This is a genomic window from Aeromonas enteropelogenes, from assembly GCF_000819845.1.
GTDB classification, from domain to species: Bacteria; Pseudomonadota; Gammaproteobacteria; order Enterobacterales; family Aeromonadaceae; genus Aeromonas; species Aeromonas enteropelogenes.
On sequence record NZ_CDCG01000018.1, the window covers coordinates 22,192 to 43,809 of the forward strand.

General features: G+C 58.5%; 25 protein-coding genes. 8 read left to right on the forward strand and 17 right to left on the reverse strand.

The window, feature by feature from the left end; translation table 11 throughout:
• Nucleotides 1–201 precede the first annotated feature (201 nt).
• Nucleotides 202–789, forward strand: coding sequence for an FMN-dependent NADH-azoreductase (locus BN1123_RS06940; protein ID WP_042026056.1), 588 nt, complete (start codon nucleotides 202–204; stop codon nucleotides 787–789).
• Nucleotides 790–927: 138 nt separating this feature from the next.
• On the opposite strand, the gene BN1123_RS21655 is transcribed toward BN1123_RS06940, so the two are convergent.
• The 4 genes from BN1123_RS21655 to BN1123_RS06955 form a co-directional block, all read right to left on the reverse strand.
• Nucleotides 928–1,101 (reverse strand): hypothetical protein, encoded by a 174-nt coding sequence (locus tag BN1123_RS21655; protein ID WP_167335313.1) that lies wholly within the window; start codon nucleotides 1,099–1,101, stop codon nucleotides 928–930.
• A 169-nt stretch (nucleotides 1,102–1,270) separates the two neighbouring features.
• Nucleotides 1,271–1,459: a DUF4250 domain-containing protein gene (locus BN1123_RS06945; protein ID WP_042026057.1), complete on the reverse strand. Its 189-nt coding sequence runs from the start codon at nucleotides 1,457–1,459 to the stop codon at nucleotides 1,271–1,273.
• Between the two features lie 2 nt (nucleotides 1,460–1,461).
• Nucleotides 1,462–1,926 carry a MarR family winged helix-turn-helix transcriptional regulator gene (locus tag BN1123_RS06950; protein ID WP_026458376.1) on the reverse strand — a complete coding sequence of 155 codons (465 nt, stop codon included), beginning with the start codon at nucleotides 1,924–1,926 and terminating at the stop codon, nucleotides 1,462–1,464.
• Between the two features lie 170 nt (nucleotides 1,927–2,096).
• Nucleotides 2,097–3,311 carry a UPF0149 family protein gene (locus BN1123_RS06955; RefSeq protein WP_042026058.1) on the reverse strand — a complete coding sequence of 405 codons (1,215 nt, stop codon included), beginning with the start codon at nucleotides 3,309–3,311 and terminating at the stop codon, nucleotides 2,097–2,099.
• Between the two features lie 231 nt (nucleotides 3,312–3,542).
• On the opposite strand from BN1123_RS06955, the gene BN1123_RS06960 reads away from it, so the two are divergent.
• Both BN1123_RS06960 and BN1123_RS06965 read left to right on the forward strand, forming a co-directional pair.
• Nucleotides 3,543–4,397, forward strand: a complete 855-nt coding sequence (locus tag BN1123_RS06960) for a CvfB family protein (RefSeq protein ID WP_042026059.1) — start codon at nucleotides 3,543–3,545, stop codon at nucleotides 4,395–4,397.
• A complete protein-coding gene (locus BN1123_RS06965) occupies nucleotides 4,398–4,709 on the forward strand; it encodes a DUF1289 domain-containing protein (protein ID WP_042026060.1) in 312 nt (103 codons plus the stop codon).
• Nucleotides 4,710–4,757: 48 nt separating this feature from the next.
• Here BN1123_RS06965 and BN1123_RS06970 read toward each other — a convergent pair whose 3' ends face one another.
• The 6 genes from BN1123_RS06970 to minC all read right to left on the reverse strand — a co-directional run bounded on the left by BN1123_RS06970 (nucleotide 4,758) and on the right by minC (nucleotide 8,448).
• Nucleotides 4,758–5,081: an HI1450 family dsDNA-mimic protein gene (locus BN1123_RS06970; protein WP_026457797.1), complete on the reverse strand. Its 324-nt coding sequence runs from the start codon at nucleotides 5,079–5,081 to the stop codon at nucleotides 4,758–4,760.
• A gap of 278 nt (nucleotides 5,082–5,359) precedes the next feature.
• Entirely contained in the window at nucleotides 5,360–6,136 is a 777-nt protein-coding gene (mtgA, locus tag BN1123_RS06975) for a monofunctional biosynthetic peptidoglycan transglycosylase (protein WP_042026062.1), read from the reverse strand.
• Entirely contained in the window at nucleotides 6,121–6,447 is a 327-nt protein-coding gene (locus BN1123_RS06980; protein WP_042026064.1) for an HI1450 family dsDNA-mimic protein, read from the reverse strand. The genes mtgA and BN1123_RS06980 overlap by 16 nt, the downstream gene beginning before the upstream one ends.
• Nucleotides 6,448–6,640: 193 nt before the next feature.
• Nucleotides 6,641–6,907 carry a cell division topological specificity factor MinE gene (gene minE, locus BN1123_RS06985; protein WP_042012553.1) on the reverse strand — a complete coding sequence of 89 codons (267 nt, stop codon included), beginning with the start codon at nucleotides 6,905–6,907 and terminating at the stop codon, nucleotides 6,641–6,643.
• Between the two features lie 2 nt (nucleotides 6,908–6,909).
• The gene (gene minD, locus BN1123_RS06990; RefSeq protein ID WP_042026066.1) at nucleotides 6,910–7,722 is read right to left on the reverse strand and encodes a septum site-determining protein MinD; all 813 of its coding nucleotides are present in this window, start codon (nucleotides 7,720–7,722) and stop codon (nucleotides 6,910–6,912) included.
• Between the two features lie 18 nt (nucleotides 7,723–7,740).
• On the reverse strand, nucleotides 7,741–8,448 hold the full coding sequence (gene minC / locus BN1123_RS06995) for a septum site-determining protein MinC (protein WP_042026068.1): 708 nt from the start codon (nucleotides 8,446–8,448) through the stop codon (nucleotides 7,741–7,743).
• Nucleotides 8,449–8,555: 107 nt separating this feature from the next.
• Here minC and BN1123_RS07000 point away from each other — a divergent pair, with 107 nt between their 5' ends.
• A complete protein-coding gene (locus tag BN1123_RS07000) occupies nucleotides 8,556–8,834 on the forward strand; it encodes a YcgL domain-containing protein (protein WP_042026070.1) in 279 nt (92 codons plus the stop codon).
• 614 nt (nucleotides 8,835–9,448) lie between these two features.
• Here BN1123_RS07000 and BN1123_RS07005 read toward each other — a convergent pair.
• The 3 genes from BN1123_RS07005 to ppnP all read right to left on the reverse strand — a co-directional run bounded on the left by BN1123_RS07005 (nucleotide 9,449) and on the right by ppnP (nucleotide 12,914).
• On the reverse strand, nucleotides 9,449–10,819 hold the full coding sequence (locus tag BN1123_RS07005) for an L-serine ammonia-lyase (protein WP_042026072.1): 1,371 nt from the start codon (nucleotides 10,817–10,819) through the stop codon (nucleotides 9,449–9,451).
• A gap of 274 nt (nucleotides 10,820–11,093) precedes the next feature.
• Nucleotides 11,094–12,479, reverse strand: a complete 1,386-nt coding sequence (locus BN1123_RS07010) for an L-serine ammonia-lyase (RefSeq protein WP_042026074.1) — start codon at nucleotides 12,477–12,479, stop codon at nucleotides 11,094–11,096.
• A gap of 150 nt (nucleotides 12,480–12,629) precedes the next feature.
• Entirely contained in the window at nucleotides 12,630–12,914 is a 285-nt protein-coding gene (ppnP, locus tag BN1123_RS07015) for a pyrimidine/purine nucleoside phosphorylase (RefSeq protein WP_042026075.1), read from the reverse strand.
• A 271-nt stretch (nucleotides 12,915–13,185) separates the two neighbouring features.
• Between ppnP and BN1123_RS07020 the strand changes: the two genes are divergently transcribed.
• Nucleotides 13,186–14,427 carry a dicarboxylate/amino acid:cation symporter gene (locus BN1123_RS07020; RefSeq protein WP_042026077.1) on the forward strand — a complete coding sequence of 414 codons (1,242 nt, stop codon included), beginning with the start codon at nucleotides 13,186–13,188 and terminating at the stop codon, nucleotides 14,425–14,427.
• 431 nt (nucleotides 14,428–14,858) lie between these two features.
• Here BN1123_RS07020 and BN1123_RS07025 read toward each other — a convergent pair whose 3' ends face one another.
• From BN1123_RS07025 to elyC, 4 genes are all read right to left on the reverse strand, one after another.
• Nucleotides 14,859–15,146, reverse strand: coding sequence for a hypothetical protein (locus BN1123_RS07025; protein WP_042026078.1), 288 nt, complete (start codon nucleotides 15,144–15,146; stop codon nucleotides 14,859–14,861).
• 719 nt (nucleotides 15,147–15,865) lie between these two features.
• Nucleotides 15,866–16,837: a 6-phosphofructokinase gene (gene pfkA / locus BN1123_RS07030; protein ID WP_026457843.1), complete on the reverse strand. Its 972-nt coding sequence runs from the start codon at nucleotides 16,835–16,837 to the stop codon at nucleotides 15,866–15,868.
• A gap of 147 nt (nucleotides 16,838–16,984) precedes the next feature.
• The gene (tpiA, locus tag BN1123_RS07035; protein WP_026457842.1) at nucleotides 16,985–17,740 is read right to left on the reverse strand and encodes a triose-phosphate isomerase; all 756 of its coding nucleotides are present in this window, start codon (nucleotides 17,738–17,740) and stop codon (nucleotides 16,985–16,987) included.
• Nucleotides 17,741–17,875: 135 nt separating this feature from the next.
• The gene (gene elyC / locus BN1123_RS07040; protein WP_082037486.1) at nucleotides 17,876–18,661 is read right to left on the reverse strand and encodes an envelope biogenesis factor ElyC; all 786 of its coding nucleotides are present in this window, start codon (nucleotides 18,659–18,661) and stop codon (nucleotides 17,876–17,878) included.
• An 84-nt stretch (nucleotides 18,662–18,745) separates the two neighbouring features.
• On the opposite strand from elyC, the gene cmoM reads away from it, so the two are divergent.
• The 3 genes from cmoM (at nucleotide 18,746) to mukE (ending at nucleotide 21,618) form a co-directional block, all read left to right on the forward strand.
• Nucleotides 18,746–19,522: a tRNA uridine 5-oxyacetic acid(34) methyltransferase CmoM gene (gene cmoM / locus BN1123_RS07045; RefSeq protein WP_042026081.1), complete on the forward strand. Its 777-nt coding sequence runs from the start codon at nucleotides 18,746–18,748 to the stop codon at nucleotides 19,520–19,522.
• Between the two features lie 76 nt (nucleotides 19,523–19,598).
• Complete coding sequence (gene mukF / locus BN1123_RS07050; protein ID WP_042026082.1) at nucleotides 19,599–20,918, forward strand: chromosome partition protein MukF; 1,320 nt, start codon at nucleotides 19,599–19,601, stop codon at nucleotides 20,916–20,918.
• Nucleotides 20,899–21,618, forward strand: a complete 720-nt coding sequence (mukE, locus tag BN1123_RS07055) for a chromosome partition protein MukE (protein ID WP_042026083.1) — start codon at nucleotides 20,899–20,901, stop codon at nucleotides 21,616–21,618. Before mukF ends, mukE begins: the two co-directional genes overlap by 20 nt.

Consider the following 21,618-nt stretch of genomic DNA (forward strand, 5'->3'; position numbering starts at 1 on the left):
GCGGCGGATCATAACGGCAATCGTTTGTTATGCCAAGGCGTGCGGCCCGGGAAGTGCGCTCTTTGGCGAGGAAGTGGGCCAATATCAAAAATTTTGAACAAGTTGAGCATCTATTTTCGCTATCTGTATAGAAGCCCAATGTTTAGAGTGACCTCCATCGACAGCCACACTGTTCAACTGACAAGCAAACGGAGCGTCATCATGGCCAACATCCTCGTACTCAAATCCAGCATCCTGGGTCAATACTCCCAATCCAACGCCCTGATCGACGGCTTCCTCGCCGATCATCAGGATGATACCGTCACAGTGCGTGATCTGGCGGCCCTGAACCTGCCGGTGCTGGATGGTGAGCTGGCCTCCGGCCTGCGTGGTGGCGAGAACCTGAACGAGCGTCAACTGGCCGTGCTGGCCCAGTCCGATGAGCTGATCGCCGAATTGAAAGCAAGCGATCTGGTGGTGATTGCCGCCCCCATGTACAACTTCAACATCCCGACCCAGCTGAAGAACTGGATTGACCTGGTGGCTCGTGCCGGCGTGACCTTCCGCTACACCGAGACCGGCCCGGTCGGTCTGGTGGAAAACACCCGGGCCCTGGTGATCAGCCCCCGTGGCGGCATGCACGTCGGCAGCGCCACCGATCTGGTGACCCCCTACATGCGCACCGTGCTGGGTTTCATCGGCATCAAGGAGGTGGACTTCATCTACGCCGAGGGGATGGGGATGGGGCCGGAAGCCCAGAGCAAGGGGATGAAAGCGGCCAAGGCGCAGCTGGAGAGCCTCGCCGTCTAAGCCGACCTGCCCGTCGCGATTTTCGGATAATGACCAACGCAGCCATCTGGCTGCGTTTGTTTTTTAAAGGAGGCGGGTGACACAAGGGTTGGGAGAGAAGAAAAGCCCTTTAACGCCAGAGGCAAGAGAGTCGGGCCGTCAATCCATGATAAAGCGGCGACAGCCGCGGATCAGCACCAGGAATACGGCCACCAGCAGGGCGCAGAGCAGGGTGGTCAGCCACTGTTCACCATCTTGCGGCAAGTAGGGAATAAACAGGCTGATCATCAACAAGGCGGCGAGGCTGATCAGCAGGTTCTGTCGGGTCATCATCTTGGGTCATCCTTGGTTTGCTTGCCTGAAACGAATCTAATGCCCTCTTGTGACAACCTGATGTATCCATCCATCAAGCCGTCGGGGCTTCCCTCTGTTGGGGGTCCTCCGACCATATCAGGTTTTGGCCATGGAGCCAGCGCCGCGGCCGGCTCTGAGATCCCGATCCCTATCTGAACTGCTTCTGATCAGGCTGGTAGTGGAAATCGCCGCTGGCGAGTTTGGCCTCGAGGGCCGCTTTATCGAGATCCTGCGCCTTGCAGAGATCATCCAGATCGTCATAGCGATCGCGCAGCTGCATATTGATCAGGCTCAGCAGCATGTTGACGTCCATGGTGGCGAATTTTTTCAAATCCATGGTTATTGCTCCTTGTCCAGGGATTGCAGCTGCTCGATGGCGGCACTGACGGTGTGCAGATGCTGGCGGATCGCCTCGCGAGATTCGCTGGGCAGGTAATCGGTCAGGGTGTGCTGCCAGCTTCCCGCCTCGCTCTTGAGTTGCTGGAAGAGGGAGAGGCCCGCATTGGTGAGGGAGACCAGGCTGATGCGTTTGTCCTGCTCGCTGCTCTCGGTAAAGATGATCCCCTTCTCGGCCAGACGGCGGATCTCGCGAGAGATGCGCACCTTGTCCATGCCGCTTGCCTCTACCAGCTCTTTCTGGCTGATGGGGTAGTGGGGGCCGAGCACCATCATCAGGCGCCACTGGGGCACGGTCAGTTGATAGCGCTGTTCGTAAAACTGCTCGAAGGTATCCCGTAGCATCTCGGCGGCGTGAACCAACTGATAGGGCGGGTAGTGGGCGAGTAAAGCGATGATTTTTGACATATTACACCCTGCTGTGACAGCTGCATCTGGTGCAGTTTCTTTTGATACTTTGACAATGATGATACGAGACTAACGCGGATTTGTCTGACCCGGCAGCGATGAAATGTGCGGTGGCGCACGACATCCTGCGAAAGCCGGGTCAGTCAGGCGGGTTTTTAATCCGGGTTTGTTCAGCCTTTGCGCAACCAGAGCAGGGCCTGGTGCTTGAGCCAGGCATCGCGGGTATAGAGGGCGTAGAGCGCCGCTTCGTCACGGCTGCCCGCCTGCCAGCTGCCGGGCTCCTGCTTTGGCAGCTTGCGCTGACCGAGCAGGCAGGCCGGGATGTGCGGGTTGGCATTGATGGCCGCCAGCAAATGCTCCCTGGCCGCCTCGGCGCCTTTTGTGGCAAACACCATCAGTGCCTTGTTGTAGAGCAGCCAGCTGGAGGCTTCGTCAAAGCGCACCAGCAATCCGGCCAGCGCCTGCCAGTCTCCCTGGCGGGCATAGAGAGTGGAGAGGTGATAGCGACAACCCGGCTCGTCGGCCTGGCAGAGGGTGAGCAGATCCAGGTATTCGGCCCTGGCCTCAGCCAACTGGCCCAACTGCAGCAAGCAGTCGGCGCGGCCGGCTCTGGCCGCCAGCAGCGGCCTGGCTTCGTGTGAACTCCAGCCATGGCCGGCGGTCTGTTGCCAGAAGGTATCGTCAAACAGCGGGTTGGCGTCGGCGATGATCTTGTCGAACCAGCCCAGGCGCACCTTGTGATCCCGGCTGGCATCGGCCAGGGCGAACCACTTTTGCCACTGCTCGGCCTGTTCGCTGTCCAGTGCCACCTCGGCGCTGGGGGCGGCCTGGTACTGCTCCAGATTGAGCAACTGGTTGAGGGCGCTTTTCATGTGCTGGCGCTGGCGCTTGCAGAATTCGGCAAACGGCAGATCGCTGGCGGCGGCGCTGTAGAGCATCTGCGCCATGGGTTTGTCACGAAACAGACAGAGCTCGGCTGCGAGGCTGAATCTGTGCTGGGTGGTGAGATCGTTCAAATCCTTTGGCTTGGGCCAGGTGGCAAACCCCTGACTGAACCCGTAACACCACTGCCCGAGGGGGTGCTGTTTGTCGAACACCTGCTCGGGATCGTCACTGGGCAGGCGACACTGGCTGGGCAGGGCCAGCTGCTCTTCATCGGCCAGGCTCTCCAGCTCCGCGATCAGATGGTGCAGCGCTTCGGCGCACTTCTCATCCAGCTCGGCATCCTGCTCCAGCAAACCGGCCAGCGGCTGCTGCCAGTCGGGCTGCTCCGGCCCCACCAGGCGGGCGCACAAAAAGCCGTGCAGGGCAGGGTAGGTCATGTCCTGTGCGCTGTGTTGCTGGATCCATTGATTAAGATGGCGGGTACGAGTGGATGGGTTCATCGACAGCTCCTCTGGATTTGAACAGCCGCGAAGTCTACCTAAATGTGGGGTTATTTGCAGTAAAAGCCCGCCTGCATGGCGATTTTATCGCCTGTCTGGTGGCGAAATGCACCAAAGGCGAGGCCCTGCGTTGCGATGGGGACTAGGCCGGATCGCCGGTTTTGAGGTAACATGCGCGGCCATCAGGGCCCTGATCCAGCTGGCCCATCCGGTAAAGAAAAAGAGAGCACCATGATACAGATTGGCAAGATGAACACCCTCAACGTCGTTGAACTCGAAGACCGTGGCGCCTGGCTCGCGGCCGGGGAGTACGGTGAACTGCTGCTGCCCAGGCGCCAGCTGCCGGAAGGGGTCAAAGAGGGGGACGATGTGCAGGTCTTCCTCTATCTGGATGCTGACTGCGAGCCGGTGATCACCACTGACAAGCCGTTTGCCATGGTGGACGAATTTGCCGGCCTCAAAGTGGTCAACGCCAACAAGATCGGCGCCTTCCTCGACTGGGGCATGAAAAAGGATCTGTTCGTGCCAAGCCGCGAACAGAACAAGCCGATGCAGGTGGGCCATACCTATCTGGTGCGCCTGATGCTAGATCACGAAGGGCGCATGGTGGGCACCAGCCGTCTGGAGCGTTTCCTCAGCACCGCGAAACCGCCTTTCAAGGTGGGGGACGAGGTGACCGCCCTGCCAGGTGAACACTCTCCCTTGGGCATCAAGGTGATCGTTAACGGCCAGTACCCGGGCATGCTGTTTCGCAACGAGATCTTCGGCCGGGTGATGACGGGGCGTCCCCAGACTGCCTGGGTCAAGCAGGTGCGCGAGGATGGCAAGCTGGATCTGACCCTGCAAAAGCCGGGGATGGCCAAGGTGGATGACGCCGGCGAACGCATCCTGGCGCGAATGAAAAAGCAGGGCGGCAGCCTGGCGGTGGGCGACAAGAGCGAGCCCGAGCTCATCTACAAGCTGTTTGCCATGAGCAAGGGCACCTTCAAGAAGGCCATCGGCGGCCTCTACAAGCAGGGCAAGATCGTCATCGAAGACAACTGCATCACCCTGACTGACGCTGCCCAGGACGGGGAGCAGGAGTAAGTGCCGAGCCCCTGCATCGGTGCGTGCCGGGCGAAAGATGGCCTCTGTCTCGGCTGTGGTCGTACCCTCACCGAGATAGGTCACTGGTCGGCGATGGAGAGCGAGGCCCAGCTGGCGGTGATGGCCGAGCTGGATGGTTCGAAAAGCACCCATCTCTGCCCGGGCTGCGGAGAGCCGGCCTACTGCGCCGTCTCCGCTGGCGCCACCATAGATGAGTGTTGGTGCAGCCAGCTGCCGGCCCTGCCCATGAGCGAGGCCGGCGCCTGCTGGTGTCGCCGCTGTCTGGCCAAGGCCATCGCGGCCCAACCCTGAATGTGAGGGTTGACAGTAAAAACGAGAAAGGCGCCGAGGGCGCCTTTTTTATGCCTGTTGCTGGCGATGCCAGCGTATATGAACTTCATTTTCCTGCATCAGCCGGGGCAACAGGAAGGTGGCGAAGATCACCTCGAATTCATCCTGATGATCCAGCAAGCCGACCCACACCTCTACCCAGCGTTCCATGTCGACCGGCTCGCCCAACTCTGTGGACCAGTCTGCATTGGGCAGCGTCGCCTCGACGGCGCCACGCTTTTCAAACTCCAGGGTGATATCGACAATTTGCTCAGGGGCCAGCATGTCTGCAGCCTGTTCGAGAAACTGATCATAGGCCCATTCGACCAGCTGATCCGGGGTACGCTGTTCCATGAAATCACTCCAGATTCGTCGGGGTTCGCTACTGTAGCAAGGATTGGCACCGGCGGCCAGACCAGTGCGCCAGCAGACGGGCGGGTCTGTCCAATTGGCCCCGGTAGGGGTATGGTTAACACGCAGCCATGCAGGGGAGTCAGAGGATGAAACCGCGAGGACGACGACGGCAGATCAAGCGACGGCGGGAGACCTGGTGGTGGCACTATTTGCCGCTTCACCGCGAGACGGTGGGTGGCCATCTCGGTCCCCCGGCGCCTCCCGACGCCAGTTAATCATCAATCAGCCTGCTGGACCCGGGTCAGGGTGAGCTGGCCGAGCTGACTCATCTGGCGGCGGATCCAGGCCGAGCGCTGCTGCACATAGGGTGAAGGGGGATTGACCTTGTAGCGCCAGGGGTTGGGCAGCGCCGCCGCCAGCAGGGAGGCCTCATAGCGAGTCAGCCTTGCAGCCGGTTTGCCGAAGTAGTGTCTGGCCGCCGCTTCGGCGCCATAGATCCCCGGTCCGAACTCCACAATATTGAGATAGACCTCGAGGATGCGGGACTTGTCCCAGCCCAGCTCCATCAACAGGGTAAACCAGGCCTCCAACCCCTTGCGCAGGAAGCTGCGATCGCTCCACATGAAGAGATTCTTGGCCGTCTGCTGGCTAAGGGTGCTGGCACCGCGCACCCGGCTGCTCTGCTGATTGTGCTTGAAGGCGGAGCTGATGGCATCGAGATCGAAACCGTGGTGCTCGGCAAAATGCTGATCCTCGGCGGCGATCACCGCCAGCTGCAACTCGCGGGAGATCTGCCCAAGTGGCACCCAGTCATGTTTGACCTCAGCCACCTTGGCTGGGGGAAACAGCGCACGCTCAATGCGCCAGCTCCACATGGGCGGATCGATAAAACGCATCAGCGCCACCGAGCCGACCGACAACAGCAGGGCGGCCAGCAGCAGCTTGCCCACCCACCTCAGCAGGCGTTGCACCAGTGTCGGCCGCACGGGATCAGGCTCTGATCCCCAGTCGTAGTGATCCGGATCATCGGGATTCGGAATTATTGGGGGAGCCATTCGATGTGGCAGAACTTCTCGTCGACACGGCGGGAGAGCAGCATACGGGCGAACAGGTGTTCGTACTCTTCTTGCTCGTTGCCAAGGCCGACCCAGATCTCGGCATAGTCGGCATCGCTGACCTCAAATCCCACGTCCGCTTCCCAGTCGTCGGCCGGATCGGTTTCCGCCAGCAGGCCCCGGTTGTTGAACTCCTGGTTGAAGAGGGTGATCTCCTGCTCCGGCAGGTTGTCGGACGCCAGCTCCATGAAGAGTTCGAGGGCGGTGTCGAGCAGTTCCTCGACGCTGTGCATTTCGGCATTCAAAGACATAAACGGTCGATTCCAGAAAAGGGGGACAAGTGACCGGACGGGGCAAACCCGATGGTCGCGGCTATTCTAGCGATCGTGCGAGCGGTTGGCGAGACGGGGTGGGTCATGAGGGGGAAATAGTGATGATAAAAGACCGGATCCCGCCAAGGATCCGGTCTTTATTTGGGAAAAAGGTCACGCATAGGGCGTCAGCTCATCCCTTCTTGTCATCGGCGAAGGTGATGTTGAGCTCGAGGACCGACAGCTCATCACTCTTCTGATCCAGCTGGACGGTGATCTTGTCCGGATCGATGTTGACGTATTTACGGATCACATCAAGGATATCCTGCTTGAGCTGGGGCAGGTAATCCGGCCCCCCTCTGGATGAACGCTCGTGTGCAACGATGATCTGCAACCGCTCTTTGGCCAGTTGTGCGGTGTTCTGTTTCTTGTTGGAACGAAAATAATCCAATAATGACATGCTTAACTCCCGAACAGTCGGCTAAAGAAGCCCTTCTTCTCTGCTTCCAAAAAACGAAATTCCTTGGTGTCGCCCAGCAGGCGGGACACCGCATCTTCATAGGCCTGACCGGCATCGGACTCTTTGTCCAGAATCACCGGCTCGCCGGAGTTGGAGGCGCGCAGCACCGCCTGGGACTCCGGGATCACCCCGAGCAGGGGGATGGCCAGGATCTCCTGCACGTCCTGCACGCTCAGCATGTCGCCGCGGTTGACGCGGGTCGGGCAGTAGCGGGTCAGCAGCAGGTGCTCCTTGATGGGGTCTTCTCCGCGCTCGGCACGGCGGGACTTGGAGGCCAGGATGCCGAGGATCCGGTCCGAGTCACGCACGGAGGAGACTTCCGGGTTGGTGGTAACGATGGCCTCGTCGGCAAAGTAGAGGGCCATCAGGGCGCCCGCTTCGATCCCGGCAGGGGAGTCGCAGACGATGTAATCGAACTTCATCTCAGCCAGCTGATCCAGGATCTTCTCGACCCCTTCACGGGTCAGTGCGTCCTTGTCCCGGGTCTGGGAGGCGGGCAGTATGAACAGGTTCTCGCAACGCTTGTCTTTGATGAGGGCCTGGTTCAGGTTGGCCTCGCCATTGATGACGTTGACGAAGTCATACACCACGCGGCGCTCGCAGCCCATGATGAGATCCAGGTTTCTCAGACCGATGTCAAAATCGATGACCACTGTCTTGTGACCACGCTGGGCTAAACCTGTGCTCAGGGCCGCACTGGTTGTGGTCTTGCCAACGCCACCTTTACCCGATGTAACGACAATAATTCGCGCCATTCTCGCTTCCTTGTAACTCTATTTGATACGGTCTATTCGGAGTTGTTCATTGTCCAGCCGGATATGTACCGCTTGCTGGATCAGGCCTGCCGGCAGGGCATCGCTCAACTGGAAAGTACCCGCGATGGAGAGCAGCTCGGCCTGCAATTGCTGACAATAGATCCGGGCCCGGGTGTTGCCACGGGCGCCGGCAATGGCCCTGCCACGCAGGGTGCCATAAATATGAATGCTGTCATCGGCGAGCACTTCGGCCCCCGGACTGACTGAGCCCAGCACCACCAGGGAGGTGCCGGCGGCATAAATCTGCTGGCCGGAGCGCACCGGCCCCACGTGTACCCTGGTCGGGATCAGGGGGGTTGGCTCAGGCTCGGGGGCGGCCACGGTGACTACCGGCTCCGGGGCCGGTTCACTCTTGCGGTGCTTGCCGGAGGCCATCACCGCCAGCCCTGCCGCCTTGGCCGCCGTCTTCATCTCTTCATTGCGCGCCCCGGTCACGCCCACCAGCACGAACTCCTCGGATTCCACCAACTCCTTGAGCTGCTCAAAATCCGGGATATGTTCCAGCCGGGAGACATTGATCACCAGGGGAGCACAGTTAAAAAAGTAGGGGGCCTGGGCCACCTTTTCGGCCAACAACTGACGGATCCGCTCTGGCTCGCCATCGCTGATATGCAACACAGAAATAGTGAAGGTGGACCCTTTCAATTCGTTATCGCGCTCAACCATGAATCTTCCCCGAGGCAGAGATGCTAATCCGTTATTGTTATTCAATTCCTGATGTTATAGTTTGCCCCCATCAGAGGCAATAAACTCGTCGGATTATATCAATTTCCATGTTGTGTGCAGTCTATAAAAGTCGCAAAAAAGCCGAGACCTATCTTTTTGTTGAAAGAAGAGAGGATTTTTCCCGCGTACCCGAGGCGCTGATGACCACCTTCGGCCGTCCCGAGCTGGTGCTGATGACCAAGCTGGACCCCGCCAAGCCTCTGGGGCTGGCCAATGTCAGCAAGGTGATGGCGGCGCTGACGACCCAGGGCTTCTATCTGCAGGTGCCACCTCCTCCGGAAAATTTGCTGGAACAGCACAAGGCGCAGCTGAAAAAGTCTGGTTAAATATCCAGTACCCAATCGCCGAGAATGGATGGCGAACCGGCTATTTGTATTTTTAGCGCCCCATTTCGGGGCGCGTCATCTCATGGCAAGGATGCAGATAATTCCGGCAATAATAGGTACGCCGAATTAATCAGTGCGTTGAAATATTGCCCAATACATCCAAATTAAAAGTCAATCCGGCCCGGACACAATATCATCAACTTTTGCGACCGCTCACAAAATAGCGTGAGTGGCCACCCCTGATACTTATTTCAGCGCGGGCTTTTTGCCCCTTGTCCATATTTGCAACTCCCTGTTGCGGCTGAACTTCTCTTGTCTGGGCAAGCGCTTTCGTACGCAGACCCGCGCAGGCAATGAGACGGACTGCCTCATGCCGTGATACTGAGGGTGGCTGGCGAGGGCCGATAACGGACGTCTGGAGCAGTGCCAGGAGAAAAGGAAGGGCGCTGTGAAAGAGAGTATTAAAGCGAGTCTAAAAAGAGGGTTAGCTGCACGAGCATAGCGGTACTGGCCGGCGCTATTGGCTTGCGTGATCCAAAAAGCTTGGCGCTGGCGTGGCGAAAAACGGCAATAAAAAAGGCGGGATAACCCGCCTTTTTTATATTCTGGACTGCTTATTCGCAGGCAACCTGCATCACCTTGATGGCCAGGCCACCGCGAGAGGTTTCGCGGTACTTGGAGTCCATGTCCTTGCCGGTGATATACATGGTCTCGATGACCTTGTCCAGGGAGACGCGGGGCTTGGAGGTGCGGCGCAGGGCCATGCGGGAGGCGTTGACCGACTTCATGGCGGCGATGGCGTTGCGCTCGATGCAGGGTACCTGCACCTGGCCGGCCACCGGGTCACAAGTCAGACCCAGGTTGTGTTCCATGGCGATCTCGGCCGCTTCACACACGTGCTCCGGGCTACCACCCATCAGCTCGGTCAGACCGGCTGCGGCCATGGAGCAGGAGACGCCCACTTCACCCTGGCAACCCACTTCGGCGCCGGAGATGGAGGCGTTCATCTTGTACAGGATGCCGACGGCACCGGCCGCCAGGAAGAAACGGGTGTAGTCGTCGCGGCCAACCGGCTGGATGAACTTGTCGTAATAGGCCAGCACGGCGGGGATGATGCCGGCGGCGCCGTTGGTCGGTGCAGTCACCACACGACCACCGGCCGCGTTCTCTTCGCTCACCGCCAGGGCAAACATGTTGACCCAGTCGACGATACCCATGGGATCGTTGGAGAGGTTCTCGTTGGTGCTCAGCTGACGGAACAGGGGAGCTGCACGACGGGGCACGCGCAGCGGACCGGAGAGCACACCCTCGGTGCGGCAGCCGCGATCGATGGCTTCACGCATGGTGTTCCAGATCTTGCCGAACTTCTTGTAGATCTCTTCCGGGGTGTTGAAGCACTTCTCGTTCTCCATCATCAGGGAGGAGATGGAGAGACCGGTCTGGCTGCAGTGGGCAACCAGTTCGGCGGCACTCTTGAACGGGTAACGCACGGCCATGTCGCCGCTGTCGGCCTTGCCGAAGTTCTCCTCGTCGACGATGAAGCCGCCGCCGATGGAGTAATAAGTCTTGCTGTAGATGACGTCGTCTTCGATGAAGGCGGTCAGCTTCATGCCGTTTTCGTGCAGGGGCAGGGCTTCATCGTGGAACACCATGGCATCGCGCGGGAAACTGACGGTATGGCAGTGCAGACCGATGGGCAGACGCTCGGTCTGCTCGACACGGGAGATGAACTCGGGGATAGCGTCGATATCAACATTCTCCGGCAGGTTGCCGGCCAGACCCATGATGATGGCGGTATCGGTGTGGTGGCCCTTGCCGGTCCAGGAGAGAGAGCCGTAGACGTCGACCTTGATCCGGGTGATATCGCGGATCTTGCCGCCTGCGCGAAGCTCGTCAACAAACTGTTTGGCAGCCTTCATCGGGCCAACAGTGTGGGAAGAGGAGGGGCCTACACCGATTTTGAAGATATCAAAAACGCTGATCATGTCACTATTACCTCAGGGTAGAAGGGGGCGGCATGCCCACTCACTTGAATTGGGGAGATCCATGGTGCGCACAGATTGCGCGGGTCATTGAACCAGATAACCGCAGTGTAACGGTTCAAAGCCTAAAAAAAGTTGAAATAGATCTATTTTTGTTGAATCTGAGGCGCGAGTATAAAATTTATTTTGGTACTTATCCATTTTGTTAAGCCGATAAGCAAAAAAATACCCGGTCAGGCCGGGTAGTTGAGGGCTGAATGAAGCTCGCATCGGCTTATTAACATTCTGTAATGTTAACAGCCAGGCCACCACGGGCCGTCTCCTTGTACTTGGTCTTCATGTCGTTGCCGGTTTCCCACATGGTCTTGATCACCTTGTCGAGCGACACCTTGTGCTCACCGGTACCGCGCAGCGCCAGGCGCGCCGCGTTGATCGCCTTGACCGCCCCCATGGCGTTGCGCTCGATGCAGGGGACCTGTACCAGCCCGCCGATGGGATCGCAAGTGAGCCCCAAATTGTGCTCCATGCCGATCTCGGCGGCGTTTTCCACCATGGCGGGGCTGCCACCGAGCAGTTCGGTGAGGGCTCCGGCGGCCATGGAGCAGGCGACCCCCACTTCCCCCTGACAGCCCACTTCGGCCCCCGACAGAGACGCGTTCTTCTTATAAAGGATGCCGATGGCGGCGGCGGTGAGGAAGTAGCGCACCAGGATCTCGTCATCCACCTTGTGAACGAAGCGATCATAGTAGTGCAGCACCGCCGGGATGATGCCGGCGGCGCCGTTGGTGGGGGCGGTGACGACCCGGCCGCCAGCCGCGTTCTCTTCATTGACGGCGAGGGCAAACAGGTCCACCCACTCCATCACCATCAGGGGATCCTTGTTGAAGTTGGTCTCGCAGCTGAGCTGGCGAAACAGCCCGGGGGCACGGCGACGCACCTTGAGTCCGCCCGGCAGCACCCCCTCGCTCTTGCAACCCCGCTCGATGCAGCTTTGCATGGTGTGCCAGATCTTGCGAAGTCCCGCCTTTATCTGTTCGTCGCTGCGAAAGACCCGCTCATTGGCGAGCAGCAGGCCCGAGATGGAGAGGCCGCTCTCCTGGCAGTGGGCGAGCAGTTGGGCTCCGCTGTCAAAGGGATAGGGGATGGGGTGCTCGGCATCGAGACGGGCCGCGTCCTCCTTGGCGGTGGCGAACTGGCTCTCCTCTATGATGAAGCCGCCCCCGACCGAGTAGTAGGTCTGGCTCGACACCATGGCATCGTCGGCAGCAAAGGCGCGCAGGGTCATGCCATTGGTATGGGCGGGCAGGGTGGTACGCCGGTTGAAGATGATGGCGCCGCTGCGGGGGAAGCGGCTCGGTTGCTCGCCTGCCAGCAGCAGGGTTTGTTCTTGGTCGACCCGGGCTAGCATGGCCGGGATGGCGTCGATGTCGACGGATTCGGGTTCGAATCCTGCCAGCCCCAGAATGATCGCCTTGCCGGTGCCGTGCCCCTTGCCGGTCTGGCCCAAAGAGCCGTAGCACTCCACCTCGACCCGGGTGATGTGGGGTAAATGGCCCTGCAGCTTGAGTTGTTGAACGAAGGCATAGGCTGCACGCATGGGGCCCACCGTGTGGGAAGAGGAGGGGCCGATACCTATGGAAAAAAGATCAAACACGCTGATCATGTCATCACTCCGGTGATGGTTTATGTCTGTTTATTCTAGGATTTTTCCCATGGATGAAAAGCGGTGATCTGCTGCGCTGTGACCTGGACAGCGATATGGGAGCCGGTAGGCAAACCGGGTTGAAGGGGAAACCCCCTTCAACCGGCAGGATCAGGAGAGAAACTCGCAGAGGTAGGCGGTGGGGGTGGCCACTTGCAGCTTGAAGGAGGAGTGTCCCGCGACCACGAAAGAGTGGCCCTGGCTGTAGGTGTGCCACTCCTCTTCACCGGCCAGTTGAATGGTCAGGGCGCCCTTGATCACCGTCATGCGCTCGGGGGCGGCAGTGTTGAACAGGTAATCACCCACGTTCATGACGCCAACCGTGGATTTCTCGTCATTTTGCTCAAAACCGATGGATTTTACATTTCCGTCGAAATATTCGTTAACTTTCAGCATCTTTACATCCTTGTTTATTCGTTGATAGGGTCAAACTAGCACACTCTTTCGCCCGTTGTCATGGCAAGATGCGGGAAAAACCGACAAGACCGTATTGAATCTTTACTTTTTAGCAAAATTATTAATAGCTTCGGTTAACGATTTGCTGATTTAAAACAGCAATTAAATATGAGATAAAGCGCCCAAACAGGGGAATGAGCGGATGCTCATTCCCCTGTTTGGTTAATTGCACTGGGAAAAGTGTGAATTTTGCTACATAAAGGAACAGATTGTGTTAACTAAAGGACTCATTAGAAATATCGGCTTCCAGGTGATGGTTGCCATGGTACTGGGTGTGCTGGCCGGGGTGTTCATGGGTGAACAGGCGGCCATCTTCGCTCCACTCGGTAGCCTCTTCATCCAGCTGATCAAGATGCTGGTGATCCCCCTGGTGGCTGTGGCCATTCTCTCCGGTGCCGCCAACCTGGGGACCAGCCCGGCGGCCGGCAAGATAGGTGCCGCCACCCTGGGCTTCTTCCTGTTGACGTCTGCACTGGCCGTCTCCTTGGCGCTGGTGATGGGACAACTCTTCAAACCCGGCATCGGTGTCGACTTCGGTGCCATGTCCACCCTGTTTAGTGGTGACTACTCCGACAAGGGCGCACTGCCCGATGCGGTGGCTACCGTGCTCGGGATGATCCCGACCAACGTGTTCCAGTCTTTGAACGAGGCCAACATACTGCAGATCCTGGTGTTCTGCATGTTCCTCGGCATCGCGCTGGCCAAGCAGCCCCGTGAACGGGCCAAGCCGCTGGTCGATGGCCTCAATACCTTGGTGGATGCTTTCGTCTGGATGATCAACAAGGTGATGCTGATTGCGCCCCTGGGGGTCTTCGGCCTGATGGCCGACGCCATCGGTACCTATGGTTTCGATGTGCTGACCCTGGTGCTCAAGCTGTTCCTGGTCTATGTCGGCGCCATCCTGATCTTCGGTTTCGTGGTCTATCCGCTGCTGGTGGCGATCTTCTCCAACACCCCGGTGATGAAGTATCTCTCCGCCATGAAGAAGCCGCAGATCGTGGCCTTCTCCACCGCCTCTTCCATGGCGACCCTGCCGGTCAACATGGAAACCTGCGAGCGGGAGTTGAAGGTGAGCAATGCTACGGCCTCGTTCGTGCTGCCGCTGGGTGCCACCATCAATATGAGCGGTAACGCCATCTATTACGGTCTGGTAGCCATCTTCTTCGCCCAGATCTACAACATCGATCTGAGCGCCGGTGCCTGGGCGGCCATCATTGTGACCTCCACCCTGGGGGCCATTGGTCAGGCCGGCGTGCCGGGCCCGAGCTTCCTGGTGGTGGCCGTGCTGCTGGCAGCCGGCATTCCCATTGAAGGCTTGCCGCTGCTGTTTGCCCTGGATCGCCTGTTCGACATGATCCGTACCGCTCTCAATATCACGGGTGATGCGGCCTGTGCAGTCATCGTCGACCGCTTCAGCCCGGAATATGACCCACAGCGCTGGAACAAGGCGTAACGGCGCCATCTGCCAGCCTGATTGCATAGCTTGAAAGACAAAGCCCCCACCTCGCGGTGGGGGCTTTTTTGATCCCAGCTGGCAGGCAAAAGTTCATTCAGACGAGGTGAGCGAGCATGGTCAGGCCAGGGGAGGGAAATTCAGATTAGGGGGGCAGGCCGCGGGGGGATGGCAGCTCCCATGGTCATTCAGGATTGAAGATGACGTGAGCAAATAACGGGCAGCAAAAAGGGGAGTCATGCTCCCCCGGATATGATTGGACACTTCGTCCTGCTGTCCTGTCACCCTGGCGGTGAAAAAAACGACGCCAAGATGATGAAATCATATTTAAGTGGCTTGTGATGGCATCAAGGCTGAAAAATGCCTGTTAGTGGCGATTTATCAGGCTTGGCTGTCACAAGCGTGTCCGGATTGATGTCTCCCTATCCGGCTCAGAACTGTGACAGTGAGGGCAGAGAGACAGCAACCAGGGTGAAAAAGACGGTGAATACCGCAGTCACAACAAATTCTTTCATTTTTTTCTCCCCAAGTCGTTGATTGATGATGTCAAGATACCATACACCAGCCTTAAAACAAGGGTTAAATTTGAGAAAATGATGTCTTTTGTCGTATGTGGTGATGAAGGCCATATTTTTACAATATGGAGCTCGTTTAATGGGCATGGGGATAGTTAGGGAACATCTTTCTTGTTTAATGATATTTAATTCTTTTAAATTCATATAGTTATGCGCTCATTTATCCTTCTTTTTTGTGGGTTTTATATGATTCCCATTCGTTAAATGGCACTTATCTGACTGAAAATGAGTGCTTTTGGTTGACTAAAAGTGCGTATGAACTGGATTTGACAGGGTGTGACATGGATATCTCATCCACTGGATATCACCGAGCGTCATTTCACGGTCAGGCCTTGTCATATCAGGCTTCTATTCGTAGTGAACTGCATCCGAATTTGCAGAAAAGGGCCCGTTTTCAGGTGCGTTGACCGCATAACAGAGACTGTAGAGGCGTAGGTGTGCATTTTATCGCCACCAATATAGTGGTGCGACCGGCTAGTCTGTCTAGTGTGTCAGGGCAAGTCGCTGGTAGTGACGGATTGGCACGGGAGGCCAGGCTGGAATGCGCTTGCCTTACATTACTCGGCTTGAGGTCGGTATAAGCAAGGTGGGCGTCTTGGCTGTCGTACACAGCGGTACGCAAGAGAGCAGGGGGAGACAAGGCTGGTCGATGGCGACCGCGTCTTTGTTGAATCGAGAATGTTGAGTCGCGAGCCTGACAGGTACAAGCGCTTGGCGCTTGACGTTTCTCCTGAGCAGAGGCAGGCACATGTTGTGCGGATAAGAGCTCTGGTGCAACGAATGAGGTTGTCCATCAGGCAGAAATAAAAAAACCCTCCGGGTGGAGGGTTTTTATCAGACTGGCCTGTTTGGGCTGATATGCCTTAGAACAGGGTGGTGGAGAGGTTGTAGAGCTCCTGATCGAAGGGGCGCTTCATATTCTCGATACAGTCGATGATGTCGTGGTGAACCAGCTCGTTGCGCTGGATACCGACGCAGCGACCACCGTGGCCGGCCAGCAGCTGTTCGACGGCATAGGCGCCCATACGGCTGGACATGATGCGGTCACGGGCCGTCGGGGCACCGCCACGCTGGATGTGGCCCAGAATGGTGGCGCGGGTTTCGCGGCCGGTCATGGCTTCGATATCCTTGGCCAGTGCATTCACGTCGGTAACGTGTTCACAGATGGTGATGATGGCGTGCTTCTTGCCTTTGACTTCACCTTCCTTGATCTGTTGCAGCAGCTTCTCTTTGTCGAAAGCCACTTCCGGCACGATCACGTATTCGGCACCACCGGCAACGGCGGCAGACATGGCCAGATCGCCACAGTGGCGGCCCATGATCTCGACCACGGAGATGCGGTGGTGGGAGCTGCAGGTATCGCGCAGACGGTCGATGGCGTCTACGACCACGTTCAGGGCAGTATCAAAACCGATGGTGAAGTCGGTGCCGGCGATATCGTTGTCGATGGTGCCCGGCAGGCCGATGCAGGGGAAACCCTCTTCGGTCAGTTTCTTGGCACCCATGTAGGAGCCGTCACCGCCGATCACCACCAGGGCGTCGATGCCGTGCTTTTTCAGGTTCTCGATCGCTTCGGCGCGAACGGCCGGATCTTTGAAGGCAGGGAAACGGGCAGAACCCAGGAAAGTACCACCACGGTTCACCACGTCGGAGACGCTGTGGCGCTCCAGCTTGACGATGCGATCCTGGTGCAGACCGAGATAGCCATCATAGATGCCGTACACTTCCAGGCCATGATGCAGGCCGGCGCGCACCACGGCGCGGATGGCTGCGTTCATACCCGGCGCGTCGCCACCACTGGTCAGAACACCAATACGTTTGATTTGTTTGGTCATGAGTGCCTCTGGATCTGAGTTGTCAAATACGAATGTTTGGAAATAGACAAGCCATTTTTACTATATCGGCTTTCGTATGGGATGCGGGGGCCACCATAGGAAAAGCGATACGCAGGAGGGGGCAAGCGCCCCCTCCATGGCAGCCGATTACTTGGCCGCGCCAGCGATGATCTGGGAGAAGTCGTCCACTTTCAGGGACGCACCACCCACCAGGCCACCGTCGATGTCCGGCTGACCGAACAGGTCGGCCGCGGTCGCGCCAGTCACGGAACCACCGTACAGGATCTGTACCTTGGCAGCCACGTCTGCGTCAAAACCGGCCAGGTACTGACGGATGTGAGCGTGCACGGCCTGAGCGATTTCCGGGGTGGCAGTCTTGCCGGTGCCGATGGCCCATACCGGCTCGTAAGCGATGACGGCGTTGGCGAAGGAGGCGATACCGCAGCGGTCGATAACAGCCTTCAGCTGGGTCTCAACCACCTGGTTGGTGGTGCCGGCCTCGAACTGGGCCAGGGTCTCACCGATGCACAGAACCGGTACCAGACCGCCTTTCTGGATGGCTTCGTACTTGGCAGCAACCACGTCGTCGGTCTCTGCGTGCAGGGTGCGACGCTCGCTATGGCCGACCAGGGAGTAGGTGCAACCGAAGGCTTTGAGCATGGAGGGGGCGTTTTCGCCGGTGAAGGCACCAGACTCGTGCACGTCAGCGTTCTGGGCGCCATAGGCGATCTTGGTGCCGGCAGTCAGCTGCTCAACCATACCCAAAAAGATAACAGGGGGGCAGACGGCGACTTGAACAGAAGGATGAGCGGCAGCCGCCGGGGTCAGTCCTTTGATCAGTGCTTCGACGGAAGCCTTGGTGCCGTTCAGTTTCCAGTTACCCATTACCAGGTGCTGTCTCATCTTCTATATCTCCTAGGCATTTGATTGCGCGACATTATATGAATTGAACCGAGCCCAAGATAGCTGACCCGGCGGCAAATGACGTAATTTTTTTTCGCTTTCCTGATCCAAATCAGGAATGAAACGCTTGATCGCTCATTCGTTAACCTGCCCCCGCAAGCGTGCCCACCATACCCCAATCCATTCGTGAATGGCAGCCTCGGAATACATCAGATAACGCCCCTTGGGCAGATAACTATAGAGAGGCTGGGGCTCCTGGCTCTGCTTGGCGGTGTAATCGGTGGGGGCCGGCACGGCATTGAGTCCCTGTCCCTGATAGAGGGCCATGGCGCGGGGAAGATGGGTGGCTGAACTCACCAGTGCGACCCGTTTTCCCTTGAGATGGCGGCTGATACTGACTGCTTCATCATGAGTATCTTTGTTGTTTTCAAACAACGTGATCCGTGTACGCGGTATGCCGAGGCTCTGTGCCATGCGGGCATTGACCTCGGCGTTGGAGAGGGGATCCCCCGACACATAGCCTGAGAAGATCAGCTCGGCATCGGGATAGGCCTGGGCCAGGCGTACTCCTTCCAGAGTGCGGGCCAGGGCAATGTTGTTCTGCCAGGAGCGCTCGGGGATCGCCGGATCGCTGACATGACCGTTACCCAGTACCACGATGGCCTGGATGTCCGGATGCTGGCTCACCTCGAAGGGGGGGAAGGTCTGCTCCAGCGGGCGGGCCAGCTCATAGCTTATTGGGCGCGAGCCCATCAGGGCGACGATGAGCAGGGAGAGGGTTGCCAGCAGCTTGCCGGTTTTCTGAAAGCGTGTGAACCAGAGCAGCAGCAGGGCCAGCAGCAACAAGGAGAGAGAAAAGGGGAGCGGCATCAGCAGCTGGCCAAGCCACTTCTTGATGGCAAAAAAGTTGAGCGCAAACACGGCACTATCGTCCTTGAGTTTTCAGCAAATTCGGGATGTGACAGAATACCTTCCTTTTTTTGTATGGCCAGAGTTGAGTTTCTCTTGAAGCAAGATCAGAGTTTTGACGGTCGCGCCGACAAGTTCGCCCGCAATATTTATGACTCCACCAAGGGGCGCATTCGTACCACTATCGTCTGGAGTGACATCGAGGCCTGTCTGGCCCGTCTTGGCAACCGGCCCCTGCGCATCCTGGATGCGGGGGGCGGATTTGGCTACTTTGCCCAGAAGTTGGCGGCCATGGGCCATCAGGTGGAATTGTGCGATCTCTCCGCCGAGATGCTGGCGCTGGCCCGCAGCCAGATCGCCGAGAAGGGGCTGGAAGACAGAATCCGTCTCATCCATTGTCCCATTCAGGATCTGAAGCAACACGTGACCGGCACCTTCGATCTGGTGCTCTGTCACGCGGTGCTGGAGTGGCTCGCCGAGCCGCGCCAGACCTTGCTCGGTCTGTTCCCTTTCGTCAATGCCGGGGGCATACTGTCGCTGCTTTTTTACAACCGCCATGGCCTTCTGTTTCAGAGCTTGGTGGTGGGCAACTTTGACTATGTGCGCCTGGGTCTTCGCAAGAAGCGCCAGACTGCCCTGACCCCCACCAATCCCCAGCTGCCGGAGCAGGTCTATGACTGGATTGGGCGGGGTGGGCTCAAGATAATCGGCAAGACCGGGGTGCGGGTGATCCACGACTACATGCGCCACAAGCAGGATCAGGTGGAAAAATTCGACGATCTGCTGGCCATGGAGCAACAATATTGCCGCCAGGAACCGTTCGTTGCCCTGGGGCGCTATATCCACGTGATGGCGCAGAAACCCGCTGGCTGAGCCCCTTTTTTCGATGCTACCGGATGTAGCCGCGCGCAAGGCTTTGCGCCCAATACAACAACGAGATGACAACGTCATGATGAGTACATCCCGTACCCTGCCAGAGATGGTGGGATGGGTCAGGCAGGAGGGGCTGGCGTTGAGCCTGCCCACCGACCGGCTGGCCTTTCTGATTGCAATCAAGACCCTGTCCGAAGATGAGTCGGATCTGTCGGAGGCGGCGTTGCACGACGCCTTTGGCTACGTCAGCAGTGCTTTTGGCCAGATGGACGAGACCCTCACCGGCCGCGCCAACAACGCCATCAACGATCTCATTCGCCAGCAGTTGCTGTCGCGCTTCAACACCGACATGGTGGCGGGGGAGAGCCTCTATCGCCTGTCGCGCCTTGGCATGAGCATCGTCGATTTCTTCCTGGATCAGCGTCAGGTTGACTCCATCAAGCTCTCCATTTTGCTCGAACACCTGGCGGCCGAGCTCGATACCGCCCGCAAGGCGGCGCTCGAGACCAACACCCGCGAGCAGTGGGATGCCGAGGTGTTGCCGCGCCTCACCTTCTCCCTGGAGGAGACCCTGGGGCGCATCGATCTCACCCAGCGCGCCATGGATGAGCAGCAGAATCAGGTCAAAAACGAGATCGCGGCCCTGCTGACCCAGAACTGGGTCGATGCCATCCATAGCTGCGAGAAGCTGCTGCACGAGACCGGCCAGACCCTGCGCGAGTTGCAGGATACCCTGGACGCCGCCGGCCACCGTCTGCAGGCGGGGCTCCTCAACATTCAGGAAGCCGCCCAGGGGCGCGAGGATCTGTTCCACGTCGAGGAGCTGACTCACGCCTTGCAAGGACGGCTCGACGTCATCACCTCCTGGGGCCAGCAGTGCATCGAGCTGTGGGCCCGCTACGACAGGCATGTCCACAAGTTCATCCGCAACGCCATCGACATGGACAAGAACCGTGCCTTCAGCCAGCGGCTGCGCGAATCCATCCGCAACTTCGATCAGCACAACTGGCAGTTGCGGGTGGCCGAAGAGCCGCGTTTGCTGGAGCTGCGCGACGAAACCATCGCCATCCACGATGAGGAGGTGACCGGCGAAGTGCCCCTCGAGATGGAATACATGGAGATGGTGGACATCAACCAGGAGCTGGCCGAGCGTATCGAGCGCTACCTGGCCCGCTATCCCGAGCAGGGTCAGCAGCTGGATTTGGCCGACGTGCTGCGGGAATACCTGCTGGACTACCCGGCCCACGCCCACTTCGACGTGGCGCGTCTTCTGATTGACCAGGCCGTGCGCCTGGGCCATGCCAGCGGCGAGCGCGAGCTGCATCGCCAACCTGCATGGAAACCCATTAACCAAGCTGGATCCAAGGTTCAGGCCTATGTCATTGATCAATACTGAGTTTCCCTTGCCGCTGCGGCTCGCAGAGGCCATTGCCAACCCCTTGTTTCCGCGCATCGACACCGCCCTGCGCTCCGGCCGTCACATCAGTGCCGACGAGTTCGAACAGCACTCGGCGCTGGTGGAGTATCACCAGGAGCTCGAGATCTTCTACGGCCGCTATCAGGTCGAACTCATCAAGGCGCCGGAAGGCTTCTTTTACCTGCGCCCGCGCCCCAGTGCCGACATCGGCACCACAGTGCTCTCCGAGCTCGATATGCTGGTGGGCAAGGTGCTTTGCTACCTCTACCTGAGCCCTGATCGTCTCGCCTCGGAAGGGGTGTTTGCCATGTCCGAGCTGCAGGAGGAGGTGCTGAGCCTCGCCGACGAGAAACAGCTGCTGCGCATGGTCAACAGCCGCTCCGGCGGTACCGATCTCGACAAGAAGAAGCTCTTGGAGAAGATCCGTACTTCCATGCGCCGTCTGCGCCGCCTTGGCATGATCACCGCCCTTGGCAACGGGGATAAATTCCGGGTCAACGAATCTGTATTCCGTTTCGCCGCCGATGTGCGTTCCGATGAGGATCCGCGCGCGGTGCAGCTGCGGATGATCCAGGAAGGGGAGGCCATCTTCCACGACGACGAAATGCCGAGCAGCGACTCGCTGTTTGACGATATCGAGGCGGACCTCGATGAAGAACAACTGGATCTGGAGGTATAA

Coding starts and splice junctions, on each gene's coding strand:
- BN1123_RS06980 (WP_042026064.1), bottom strand. CDS start 6,447: ATGTCTTTGAATGCCGAAATGCACAGCGTCGAGGAACTGCTCGACACC.
- BN1123_RS06955 (WP_042026058.1), bottom strand. CDS start 3,311: ATGAACCCATCCACTCGTACCCGCCATCTTAATCAATGGATCCAGCAA.
- BN1123_RS07005 (WP_042026072.1), bottom strand. CDS start 10,819: ATGATCAGCGTTTTTGATATCTTCAAAATCGGTGTAGGCCCCTCCTCT.
- mtgA (WP_042026062.1), bottom strand. CDS start 6,136: ATGGCTCCCCCAATAATTCCGAATCCCGATGATCCGGATCACTACGAC.
- BN1123_RS06940 (WP_042026056.1), top strand. CDS start 202: ATGGCCAACATCCTCGTACTCAAATCCAGCATCCTGGGTCAATACTCC.
- BN1123_RS06945 (WP_042026057.1), bottom strand. CDS start 1,459: ATGGATTTGAAAAAATTCGCCACCATGGACGTCAACATGCTGCTGAGC.
- pfkA (WP_026457843.1), bottom strand. CDS start 16,837: ATGACCAAACAAATCAAACGTATTGGTGTTCTGACCAGTGGTGGCGAC.
- BN1123_RS21655 (WP_167335313.1), bottom strand. CDS start 1,101: ATGATGACCCGACAGAACCTGCTGATCAGCCTCGCCGCCTTGTTGATG.
- ppnP (WP_042026075.1), bottom strand. CDS start 12,914: ATGCTGAAAGTTAACGAATATTTCGACGGAAATGTAAAATCCATCGGT.
- BN1123_RS06960 (WP_042026059.1), top strand. CDS start 3,543: ATGATACAGATTGGCAAGATGAACACCCTCAACGTCGTTGAACTCGAA.
- minE (WP_042012553.1), bottom strand. CDS start 6,907: ATGTCATTATTGGATTATTTTCGTTCCAACAAGAAACAGAACACCGCA.
- minD (WP_042026066.1), bottom strand. CDS start 7,722: ATGGCGCGAATTATTGTCGTTACATCGGGTAAAGGTGGCGTTGGCAAG.
- mukE (WP_042026083.1), top strand. CDS start 20,899: ATGTCATTGATCAATACTGAGTTTCCCTTGCCGCTGCGGCTCGCAGAG.
- BN1123_RS06950 (WP_026458376.1), bottom strand. CDS start 1,926: ATGTCAAAAATCATCGCTTTACTCGCCCACTACCCGCCCTATCAGTTG.
- minC (WP_042026068.1), bottom strand. CDS start 8,448: ATGGTTGAGCGCGATAACGAATTGAAAGGGTCCACCTTCACTATTTCT.
- BN1123_RS06970 (WP_026457797.1), bottom strand. CDS start 5,081: ATGGAACAGCGTACCCCGGATCAGCTGGTCGAATGGGCCTATGATCAG.
- BN1123_RS07025 (WP_042026078.1), bottom strand. CDS start 15,146: ATGAATTTAAAAGAATTAAATATCATTAAACAAGAAAGATGTTCCCTA.
- tpiA (WP_026457842.1), bottom strand. CDS start 17,740: ATGAGACAGCACCTGGTAATGGGTAACTGGAAACTGAACGGCACCAAG.
- mukF (WP_042026082.1), top strand. CDS start 19,599: ATGATGAGTACATCCCGTACCCTGCCAGAGATGGTGGGATGGGTCAGG.
- BN1123_RS07000 (WP_042026070.1), top strand. CDS start 8,556: ATGTTGTGTGCAGTCTATAAAAGTCGCAAAAAAGCCGAGACCTATCTT.
- BN1123_RS07010 (WP_042026074.1), bottom strand. CDS start 12,479: ATGATCAGCGTGTTTGATCTTTTTTCCATAGGTATCGGCCCCTCCTCT.